The organism is Streptomyces sp. NPDC001157, from assembly GCF_053598255.1.
In genome coordinates this window covers 96,851-107,240 of the sequence record NZ_JBSFJW010000033.1, presented here as the reverse complement: position 1 = coordinate 107,240, position 10,390 = coordinate 96,851, and the positions used below count along the sequence as shown (strand labels likewise).

Sequence of the window (10,390 nt, the reverse complement as noted above, 5' to 3'; positions counted from 1 at the left end):
ACCGGCCGCAAGATCATCATCGACACGTACGGCGGCATGGCCCGCCACGGCGGCGGCGCCTTCTCCGGCAAGGACCCCTCCAAGGTCGACCGCTCCGCCGCGTACGCGATGCGCTGGGTGGCCAAGAACGTGGTCGCCGCGGGCCTCGCCTCCCGCTGCGAGGTCCAGGTCGCGTACGCCATCGGCAAGGCCGAGCCCGTCGGTCTGTTCGTCGAGACCTTCGGCACCGCCAAGATCGACCACGAGAAGATCGAGAAGGCCATCGACGAGGTCTTCGACCTGCGTCCGGCCGCGATCATCCGCGACCTCGATCTGCTCCGCCCGATCTACGCCCAGACGGCCGCCTACGGCCACTTCGGCCGTGAGCTGCCCGAGTTCACCTGGGAGAAGACGGACCGCGTGGACGCGCTGCGGAAGGCGGCGGGGCTGTAGGCTCCGCGACTCTTCCTCCGGCCCGGTTCCCTTGGGGGAGCCGGGCCTCGGTGTTCGGGCCGTAAACGGCTGGCCCGCCGTGCCGGTTGCCCCCTACGCTGATCATCTCCCGGTGCGATGGCCGCGGTTCCTTCGGTGGAGTGCGCTTTGTGCGCGCGGTGATTCTGGAAACGGTGTGCCGCTGCCGTGCCGATCTCGGGAGAGCCGACGTGGCCCGGTGCGATGGTTGCGGATACTTCTGGGTTGACCCCTCGCAGGTTCGAATCCTGCTGCCGGTTCTGGACCGGTATGGCCGAGCGGCCCAAGGCAGAAGCGCCGTACGGCGTTCGTGATCCGCGTCCGGGGTGATCTCGGGCCGGCGGCGTTGTCAGTGGGCTTTGTAAGAATGCAAGCGTGAGCAGCGAGAACGGGCCGACGGACGGCGGGGCGGAGGGTGCGCCGCCCGAGCAGCTTGCGCTCATCAGGGAGAGTGTGCGCAAGGCCGAGGTGCCCAGGGCCAAGCCGCGGACCTGGCGGGGGGCCGCGCTGGCCAAGGAGCTGCCTGTCGCCCGGGTGCTGGTCGACAAGGGGGTGCTGCATCTTGACCGGTATTTCGACTATGCGGTGCCGGAGGAGCTCGATGCCGATGCTCAGCCCGGTGTGCGGGTGCGGGTGCGCTTCGGGGCCGGGCGGCATCGGGTGCGGGACGGGCGGCGCGAGGGCGGCGGGCTGATCGACGGGTTTCTTGTCGAGAGGCTCGCGGAGTCCGACTACTCCGGGCCGCTCGCAGCGCTGGCCCAGGTCGTTTCGCCAGAGCGGGTGTTGAGCGAGGAGCTGCTGGGGCTGTCGCGGGCCGTCGCCGATCGCTATGCGGGAAGTCTTGCCGATGTGCTCCAGCTCGCCGTTCCGCCGCGCAGTGCGCGGGCCGAGCAGCGGCCCTCGCCCGAGCCCCTGCCGCCGCCGGCGATGCCGGAGGCGGGCTCCTGGGTGCGGTACGAGCGGGGGGCCGCGTTTCTTGAGTCGCTTGCATCGGGGGGTGCGCCGCGCGCGGTGTGGAATGCGCTGCCAGGGGCCGAGTGGAGCGACGAACTTGCGCGGGCCGTGGCGGCGACGCTGGTCTCCGGGCGCGGTGCGCTCGTGGTGCTGCCCGACGGACGGGCGGTGGCACGGGTCGATGCCGCGCTGACCGCGTTGCTGGGGGAGGGGCGGCATGCGGTGCTCACCGCCGACGCCGGACCCGAGAAGCGGTACCGGGAGTGGCTCGCGGTGCGGCGGGGAGCCGTCCGGGCCGTCATCGGGACCCGGGCCGCCATGTTCGCGCCGGTTCAGGACCTCGGCCTCGTCGCCATCTGGGACGACGGGGACGACAGCCACAGCGAGCAGCACGCGCCCCAGCCGCATGCGAGGGAGGTGCTGCTGCTGCGGGCCGCGCAGGACAAGTGCGGTTTCCTGCTGGGCAGTTGGAGCTGCACCGTCGAGGCGGCACAGCTGGTCGAGACCGGCTGGGCCCGGCCGCTCGTCGCCGGGCGGGAGCAGGTGAGGAGGGCTGCACCGCTGGTGCGGACCGTGGGGGACGCGGACCTCGCGCGGGACGAGGCGGCGCGGGCCGCCCGGTTGCCGACCCTTGCCTGGCAGGCCGTGAGGGAGGGGCTGAGGCAGGGGCCGGTGCTTGTACAGGTGCCCCGGCGGGGCTACGTCCCTCGGATGGCGTGCGCCAACTGCCGGGCGCCCGCGCGGTGTCGGCACTGCTCCGGCCCGTTGGCGGGACAGGAGGCCGGGGCCGCACTGCGGTGCGCGTGGTGCGGGCGGGACGAGAGCGGCTGGCACTGTCCGGAGTGCGGCGGATTCCGGTTGCGCGCGCAGGTCGTGGGGGCGCGGCGCACCGCCGAGGAACTGGGGCGGGCGTTTCCCGCCGTTCCGGTGCGGACTTCCGGGCGTGAGCATGTGCTGGACACCGTGCCGGGCGCGCCCGCGCTGGTCGTGAGCACACCCGGCGCTGAGCCCGTCGCGGAGGGCGGCTACGCGGCGGCCCTGCTGCTGGACGGCTGGGCGATGCTGAGCCGGCCCGACCTGCGCGCCGGCGAGGACGCGCTGCGGCGCTGGCTCGCGGCCGCCGCGCTCGTCCGGCCGCAAAGCGCCGGCGGCACCGTGGTGGTCGTCGCCGAGCCGACGCTGCGGCCCGTACAGGCGCTGGTGCGGTGGGATCCCGTCGGGCATGCGGTGCGGGAGCTCGCCGAGCGGGCCGAGCTGGGCTTTCCACCGGTGTCACGGATGGCGGCGGTCTCCGGCGACGGCGAGGCGGTCGCCGAATTCCTGCGCACGGCCGAACTGCCCCGCGAGGCCGAGGTGCTGGGACCCGTGCCGCTGCCGGTCACGGAAGTCGGACGGCCGCGGCGGGCGGGAGCGCCTCCGCCCGGGGAGCACTGGGAGCGGGCACTGGTTCGGGTACCACCGGGGCGCGGAGCCGCACTGGCCTCGGCACTGAAGGCCGCGCAGGCTGCGCGGATGGCACGGGGGGCCGGAGAGGCCCTGGTCCGGGTGCGGATCGATCCGCCTGACATCGGGTGAGACGGTTGGGCGCCGGGGCCGCTGGACGTCGAGTGCAGCGGCCGGTGGCGCGCGTGGTCCGACAGCGGGTGAAACCGCGTGACGTCGGTGGTGTCGCCGGACAGCGACTGAGACTGCGTGGCTCGGGTCGGGTGGCCGTCGGACATGGGGCGAGACCGTGGGATGTCGGGTGCGCCCGGCCCGAGGGGGCCGCTTCCGGCTCTCCGAGTCGTGCTCCGACGTGCGTCTGCCCTCCCGGGGCCGTCCGGGAGGGCAGGGGGAGAGGTGGTTCAGCCGTTGCGGGGGCCGGGGAAGGCCGTTGGCCTGGCCTCGTCGCGGAGGGACGGGCTGCCGGCGGTCGGCTGGGTCGGCATGGAGCGCGCGGCCGGGACCGTCGGTACCGTCGGGATGCCGGTGGTCACGCCGACCGCCCGGGAGCCCGCCGGCTCGGTGGCCCGCTCGGTCTCGGCGGCCGCCTGGGCCGCGGCGCGACGGGCGCCGTAACGGCGGTGGACCGCCTGCTTGGTGACCCCGAGTGCGGAACCCACCGCGTCCCACGAGAAGCCGAGGGAGCGGTCGAAATCGACCGCAGCCGTGACCAGGGTCTCGACACTGTCCCGCAGCTCCTGCGCGAGACGGACCGTCGGGGCGGGAGCGCGTCCGTACACGACGAAGCCCGTGGAGGGGCCGGAGCGGCGCGGGCGGTAGACATTGCCCAACTGTGCGGTGAGCGTGCGCAGTGCGTCCACCTGCCGGCGGACCCGCTCGATGTCCCGCACCAGCAAGTGCAGGCTGGCCCGAGCCTGGGCGTCGTGGGTTGCGTGGTCGGCCATGAACAAGCCTCTCGAACCGGCGTTGAAAAGGATCCGGGCCGCGCGATTGCGGCCCGTTGTGGTCAACTCTTTCTTGACCAACGTGTTTTTGCTTCGGGGGTCACGGTCTGGGGGCGTAGGGGCATATGCGTACGCCCCCCGCGGTGCTGATTCGCGCCTCTCGTCGCGTCCCTCGGCCGCAGACGTGGAGCTTTCCGGGCGTGGTCATAGACTTGTGCGTTGCCGCAACAGCCCCCGCCCGAGAGGCCCCGCCCACCCATGAAGCTCGTCTTCGCCGGTACCCCCGAGGTCGCCGTTCCCGCTCTGGACGCTCTCATCGCCTCCGGGCGGCACGAGGTGGCCGCCGTCGTCACGCGGCCGGACGCGCCGGCCGGGCGGGGGCGCAGGCTGGTCGCCTCGCCCGTGGCGCAGCGGGCGCAGGAGGCCGGGATCGAGGTACTGAGGCCGCTCAAGCCGCGGGACCCGGAGTTCCTGGAGCGGCTGCGGGAGATCGGCCCCGACTGCTGTCCCGTCGTCGCCTACGGCGCCCTGCTGCCCCGCGTCGCCCTCGACGTCCCCGCCCACGGCTGGGTCAATCTGCACTTCTCGCTGCTGCCTGCCTGGCGGGGAGCGGCGCCTGTGCAGCACTCCATCATGGCGGGGGACGAGATCACGGGGGCCTCCACCTTCCTCATCGAGGAAGGGCTCGACTCCGGGCCCGTCTACGGCACCGTCACCGAGGAGATCCGGCACACCGACACCAGCGGCGACCTGCTGACCCGGCTCGCCTTCGCCGGTGCGGGGCTGCTCGCCGCGACCATGGACGGCATCGAGGACGGCACGCTGAAGGCCGTACCGCAGCCGAACGAGGGCATCACCCTCGCCCCGAAGATCACCGTCGAGGACGCCCAGGTCGACTGGGCCACCCCGGCCCTGCGCGTCGACCGCGTGGTGCGCGGCTGCACCCCGGCGCCCGGCGCCTGGACCACCTTCCGCGGCGAGCGGCTCAAGCTCATCCAGGTCGCGCCCGCGCCGGACCGGGCCGACCTCGCACCGGCGCAGCTGGCCGTGGGCAAGAACAGCGTCCACGTCGGCACCGGTTCGCACGCCGTCGAGCTGCTCTGGGTGCAGGCCCAGGGCAAGAAGCCGATGCGGGCGGCGGACTGGGCGCGCGGGGTGCGGATCGCGGACGGGGAGGCCCTCGGCGGGTAGCAAGGGGGAGGTGCCCGGCGGGTGGCGGGGGGACGAGCGGGACGTACCCTTGGGGCGTATCCACATCAGACATCCGGAGCACTTTTTTCGTGAGCGACACCTCCCGCAAGCCCGGCAAGCCCTACCGCCGGCCCAAGAAGGACCCCGTCCGCATCCTCGCCTTCGAGGCGCTGAGGGCCGTGGACGAGCGGGACGCGTATGCCAACCTCGTGCTGCCGCCCCTGCTGCGCAAGGCGCGGGAGAGGGGCGACTTCGACGGGCGGGACGCGGCGCTCGCCACCGAGCTGGTGTACGGGACGCTGCGGCGGCAGGGGACGTACGACGCCGTCATCTCCGCCTGCGTGGACCGGCCGTTGCGCGAGGTCGACCCGCCGGTCCTTGATGTGCTGAGTCTCGGTGCGCATCAGCTGCTCGGGACGCGGATTCCGACCCATGCCGCGGTGTCCGCCTCCGTCGAGCTGGCCCGGGTCGTACTCGGGGACGGGCGGGCCAAGTTCGTCAACGCCGTGCTGCGGAAGGTCGCGCAGGACGACCTGGAGACCTGGATCGAGCGCGTGGCGCCGCCCTACGACGACGACCCCGAGGACCACCTGGCCGTCGTGCACTCGCATCCGCGCTGGGTCGTCTCCGCGCTGTGGGATTCGCTCGGCGGCGGCCGGGCCGGTATCGAGCGGCTGCTGGAGGCGGACAACGAGCGGCCCGAGGTGACCCTGGTCGCGCGGCCCGGGCGGGCCACGACCGAGGAGTTGCTCCGGGAGGAGGCCGCCGTCGCGGGGCGCTGGTCGCCGTATGCCGTGCGGCTCTCCGAAGGCGGTGAGCCCGGCGCGATCGAGGCCGTACGGGACGGCCGCGCGGGCGTGCAGGACGAAGGCAGTCAGCTCGTCGCCCTGGCGCTGGCCAATGCTCCGCTGGACGGGCCGGACGAGAAGTGGCTCGACGGATGCGCCGGACCCGGCGGCAAGGCGGCGCTGCTCGGGGCGCTGGCCGCCGAGCGGGGGGCGACGCTGCTCGCCTCCGAGAAGCAGCCGCACCGGGCCGGCCTGGTGGCGAAGGCCCTGCGCGGCAACCCCGGGCCGTATCAGGTCATCGCCGCGGACGGCACCCGCCCGCCGTGGCGGCCCGGCTCCTTCGACCGCGTCCTGATGGACGTGCCCTGCACCGGGCTCGGCGCACTGCGCCGGCGGCCCGAGGCGCGCTGGCGGCGCCGTCCCGAGGACCTGGACGGCTTCGGGCCGCTGCAGCGCGCCCTGCTGCGCACCGCGCTGGACGCGGTGCGGGTCGGCGGTGTCGTCGGCTACGCCACCTGCTCGCCGCACCTCGCCGAGACCAGGGCCGTCGTGGACGACCTGCTCAAGCAGCACCCAGACGCCGAGCTGATCGACGCGCGCCCCCTGCTGCCGGGCGTACCGGACCTCGGCGACGGCCCCGACGTACAGCTGTGGCCGCATCTGCACGGGACCGACGCCATGTATCTGGCGCTCATCCGGAGGACCGGCTGACGTCGCGCCGAGTGCCGTCACAACATCCTATGAACGTCTCAGGTCTGGACCGGCGCGAACAAACGTGCCCGGACATGGCAGGCTTGGGTCATGGCCGTGCAGATCAACCCCAGCATCCTGTCCGCCGACTTCGCCCGCCTCGCGGACGAGGCGAAGGCGGTCGAAGGAGCCGACTGGCTCCACGTCGACGTCATGGACAACCATTTCGTCCCGAACCTCACGCTCGGCGTGCCGGTCGTAGAGTCCCTGGCCCGTGCGACGGACACCCCGCTGGACTGCCATCTGATGATCGAGGCCCCCGATCGCTGGGCCCCGCAGTACGTCGAAGCGGGGGCCTCCTCCGTCACCTTCCACGTCGAGGCGGCCGCCGCGCCGGTCCGGCTCGCCCGGGAGATCCGGGCCAAGGGTGCCCGCGCCTCCATGGCCCTGAAGCCCGCCACGCCCATCGAGCCGTACGAGGACCTGCTCCCCGAGCTCGACATGCTGCTGATCATGACGGTTGAGCCGGGCTTCGGCGGGCAGGCGTTCCTCGACATCATGCTTCCGAAGATCCGCCGCACCCGCGAGCTGATCAGCAAGCACGGCCTCGAACTGTGGCTCCAGGTGGACGGCGGAGTCTCCGCCTCCACCATCGAGCGCTGCGCCGAGGCCGGGGCGGACGTCTTCGTCGCGGGTTCGGCGGTGTATGGAGCGGAGGACCCGGCGCACGCGGTACGTGCACTGCGCACCCAGGCGGAGACGGTGACCGCCCAGGCGAGCTGGGCGTGCGACCACTGAGCCAAGACAACGTGAACGGCGCCCATCAGGGCGGATCAAGCGCGCCGAATCTGCAAGGATGAACGGCGAATCCAGAGTGTGAACAGCAGTGAGGAGATCGCCGTGTCGGGTATGTCGGCGGGCCGGTCAGCAGTGCGGATGGGACCCGCTGAGCTGGTGCAGGCGGCGGCCATGGCCCGCCGCTTCTACCTCGAGGGCAAGTCCAAGATCCAGATCGCGGAGGAGTTCGGCGTCAGCCGCTTCAAGGTGGCCCGGGTGCTGGAGACCGCTCTCGAACGGGATCTCGTACGCATCGAGATCCGCGTCCCGGCCGAGCTGGACGCGGAGCGCTCGGACGCGCTGCGCGCCCGCTACGGACTCAGGCACGCCGTCGTGGTGGAGTCCCCGGCCGAGGCCGAGGAGACCCCCGATCCGGAGAACCTCGGTGAGGTGGCCGCCGACCTGCTCGGCGAACTCGTCAACGAGGGCGATGTGCTGGGCCTTGCCTGGGGCCGCTCCACCATCCACATGGCCGCGGCACTGGACCGGCTGCCGCCGTGCACGGTGGTGCAGTTGACGGGCGTGTACGACGCCGGGACCGCCGAGCGCGGCTCCGTGGAGGCCGTGCGCCGCGCCGCTCAGGTCTCCGGCGGCGACGCCCACCCCATCTACGCGCCGATGCTGCTGCCGGACGCGGCGACCGCGGCAGCGCTTCGCAACCAGACCGGGATCGCCCGGGCCTTCGAGTACTTCGACAAGGTCACGGTCGCCTGCGTCTCCATCGGCTCCTGGGAGCCCGGCATCTCGACGGTGCACGACATGCTCAGCGACGAGGAGCGCGCGCACTACGCCTCGCTCGGTGTCGCCGCCGAGATGTCCGCGCACCTCTTCGACGGCCAGGGCCGCCGGGTCGGCCGGGACCTCGGCGAGCGGTGCATCACCGTCAAGGCCGACCAGCTCCGCCGTATCCCCGAGGTCGTCGCGATCGCGGGCGGGGCGCGCAAGGCGTCCGCCATCGACGCGGTGCTGCGCTCCGGGCTCGTCACCAGCCTGGTGACGGACACGTCGGCCGCGGACGTCCTGATGACGGCGGGCGCGACGCCGAAGCCGGCGCTCAACAGGGCCGACCCGGACGGCCTCTGACAGATGGTCAGGAGAATGGTCGCGACTCGTTCAGGGCGGTACTGAGATGGCGGAAATCGTGGTCACGCTGGACCTCGACGGGGTCACGGACAAGGCGGGGCTGATGGACCGGTGCGCCCGGGACCTGCGGCTGCCGGACTATTTCGGCCGCAACTGGGATGCGCTGGCGGACGTCCTCTCCGACACCGGATTGTGGCCCGAGGGTGCCGCCGAGCAGGGGCTGCTGGTCGTCGTCCGGAACTGGCAGGGGTACGCCAGGGCGAGCCCGCGGGAGTGGGAGACGGCGCAGGAGGTGTTCGCCGAGGAGACGGGCCGGACGCCGGAGCTCTCCGTGGCGCTGGCTCTCGGAGGCGAGGCGCGATAGTGCTTGGAGGTTCCTCCGAAGGACCCTCTGACCAGCCTGGATGATCTGCCCGTGCATCGCATTCCGGTCGACATGGGACAATGAAGTACGTGCTCTTCTCCCCTGGCTGACCTGTCCGGGGGCCACCTCTGATCGACTGGGATGTGCAGCACGTGCGTTTCCTCAACGACATCCAGCCCGCGTACGACCTGACGTACGACGACGTCTTCATGGTCCCGAGCCGCAGTGCGGTCGGCTCGCGGCAGGGTGTGGACCTCAGCTCCCCGGACGGCTCGGGCACCACGATCCCGCTGGTCGTCGCCAACATGACCGCCATCGCCGGTCGCCGCATGGCCGAGACGATGGCCCGGCGCGGTGGCCTCGTCGTCATCCCCCAGGACATCCCGATCGAGGTCGTCACCGAGGTCGTCTCCTGGGTGAAGAGCCGCCACCACGTCCTGGACACCCCGATCGTGCTGGCCCCGCACCAGACCGTCGCGGACGCGCTGGCCCTGCTGCCCAAGCGTGCACACAACGCCGGAGTGGTCGTCGACGAGGACGGCCGGCCGGTCGGCGTCGTCACCGACCAGGACCTGACCGGCGTGGACCGCTTCACGCAGCTCGAGGTCGTCATGTCCCGGGATCTGCTCCTCCTGGACGCGGACATCGACCCGCGTGAGGCGTTCAACCGGCTCGACCACGCCAACCGCCGCTACGCGCCCGCAGTCGACAAGGACGGCAGGCTCGCCGGCATCCTCACCCGCAAGGGCGCCCTGCGCGCCACGCTGTACACGCCCGCCACCGACGCGCAGGGCAGGCTGCGCGTCGCCGCCGCCGTCGGCATCAACGGCGATGTCGCGGGCAAGGCCAAGCAGCTGCTCGACGCGGGCGTGGACACGCTCGTCATCGACACGGCGCACGGCCACCAGGAGTCGATGATCAGCGCGATCAAGGTGGTGCGCGCCCTCGACCCCCGGGTACCGATCGTCGCCGGCAACATCGTCGCCGCCGAGGGTGTGCGCGACCTGATCGAGGCGGGCGCGGACATCATCAAGGTCGGCGTCGGCCCGGGCGCGATGTGCACCACCCGCATGATGACCGGCGTCGGCCGCCCGCAGTTCTCCGCGGTCCTGGAGTGCGCGGCCGAGGCGAAGAAGTACGGCAAGCACGTGTGGGCCGACGGCGGTGTCCGTCACCCGCGCGATGTCGCCATGGCGCTGGCGGCCGGTGCGTCGAACGTGATGATCGGGTCGTGGTTCGCGGGGACCTACGAGTCCCCCGGTGACCTCCAGCAGGACGCCAACGGCCGTCTGTACAAGGAGTCGTTCGGCATGGCCTCCGCGCGTGCCGTGCGCAACCGTACGTCGGAGGAGTCGGCGTACGACCGCGCCCGCAAGGCGCTGTTCGAGGAGGGCATCTCCACCTCCCGCATGTTCCTCGACCCGGCCCGTCCCGGCGTGGAGGACCTGATCGACTCGATCATCGCGGGCGTCCGCTCCTCCTGCACCTACGCCGGTGCGGGCTCCCTGGAGGAGTTCGCCGAGAAGGCCGTGGTCGGCATCCAGAGCGCTGCCGGCTATGCGGAGGGCAAGCCGCTGCACGCCAGCTGGAGCTGAGCGAAGTGCCCTGCCGACGGCCCCCGTTGAAAATCGGGGGCCGTCGGCACG

At 72.5% G+C, this 10,390-nt stretch carries 9 protein-coding genes; 8 read left to right on the top strand and 1 reads right to left on the bottom strand.

The window, feature by feature from the left end:
- Together ACWDAG_RS38070 and ACWDAG_RS38065 are read left to right on the top strand one after the other, a co-directional pair.
- Positions 1 to 432 (top strand): methionine adenosyltransferase domain-containing protein (locus ACWDAG_RS38070; protein WP_450700134.1); only part of this gene is annotated, 432 nt, incomplete at its 5' end.
- A 393-nt stretch (positions 433 to 825) separates the two neighbouring features.
- Positions 826 to 2,979 (top strand): primosomal protein N', encoded by a 2,154-nt coding sequence (locus ACWDAG_RS38065; RefSeq protein WP_450700133.1) that lies wholly within the window; start codon positions 826 to 828, stop codon positions 2,977 to 2,979.
- Positions 2,980 to 3,248: 269 nt separating this feature from the next.
- Here the strand turns inward: ACWDAG_RS38065 and ACWDAG_RS38060 are convergent, their stop codons facing one another.
- Positions 3,249 to 3,791 (bottom strand): hypothetical protein, encoded by a 543-nt coding sequence (locus ACWDAG_RS38060; RefSeq protein WP_450700132.1) that lies wholly within the window; start codon positions 3,789 to 3,791, stop codon positions 3,249 to 3,251.
- Positions 3,792 to 4,049: 258 nt separating this feature from the next.
- Between ACWDAG_RS38060 and fmt the strand changes: the two genes are divergently transcribed.
- The 6 genes from fmt (at position 4,050) to ACWDAG_RS38030 (ending at position 10,339) form a co-directional block, all read left to right on the top strand.
- Positions 4,050 to 4,982: a methionyl-tRNA formyltransferase gene (fmt, locus tag ACWDAG_RS38055; RefSeq protein WP_450700131.1), complete on the top strand. Its 933-nt coding sequence runs from the start codon at positions 4,050 to 4,052 to the stop codon at positions 4,980 to 4,982.
- A gap of 89 nt (positions 4,983 to 5,071) precedes the next feature.
- Positions 5,072 to 6,481 (top strand): RsmB/NOP family class I SAM-dependent RNA methyltransferase, encoded by a 1,410-nt coding sequence (locus ACWDAG_RS38050; protein ID WP_450700130.1) that lies wholly within the window; start codon positions 5,072 to 5,074, stop codon positions 6,479 to 6,481.
- 90 nt (positions 6,482 to 6,571) lie between these two features.
- Complete coding sequence (gene rpe, locus ACWDAG_RS38045) at positions 6,572 to 7,258, top strand: ribulose-phosphate 3-epimerase (RefSeq protein WP_351466681.1); 687 nt, start codon at positions 6,572 to 6,574, stop codon at positions 7,256 to 7,258.
- Between the two features lie 78 nt (positions 7,259 to 7,336).
- Entirely contained in the window at positions 7,337 to 8,380 is a 1,044-nt protein-coding gene (locus tag ACWDAG_RS38040; protein WP_450700129.1) for a sugar-binding transcriptional regulator, read from the top strand.
- 46 nt (positions 8,381 to 8,426) lie between these two features.
- Positions 8,427 to 8,744: a barstar family protein gene (locus tag ACWDAG_RS38035; RefSeq protein WP_450700128.1), complete on the top strand. Its 318-nt coding sequence runs from the start codon at positions 8,427 to 8,429 to the stop codon at positions 8,742 to 8,744.
- A 152-nt stretch (positions 8,745 to 8,896) separates the two neighbouring features.
- On the top strand, positions 8,897 to 10,339 hold the full coding sequence (locus ACWDAG_RS38030; protein WP_450700139.1) for a GuaB1 family IMP dehydrogenase-related protein: 1,443 nt from the start codon (positions 8,897 to 8,899) through the stop codon (positions 10,337 to 10,339).
- The last annotated feature ends 51 nt before the right edge of the window (positions 10,340 to 10,390 follow it).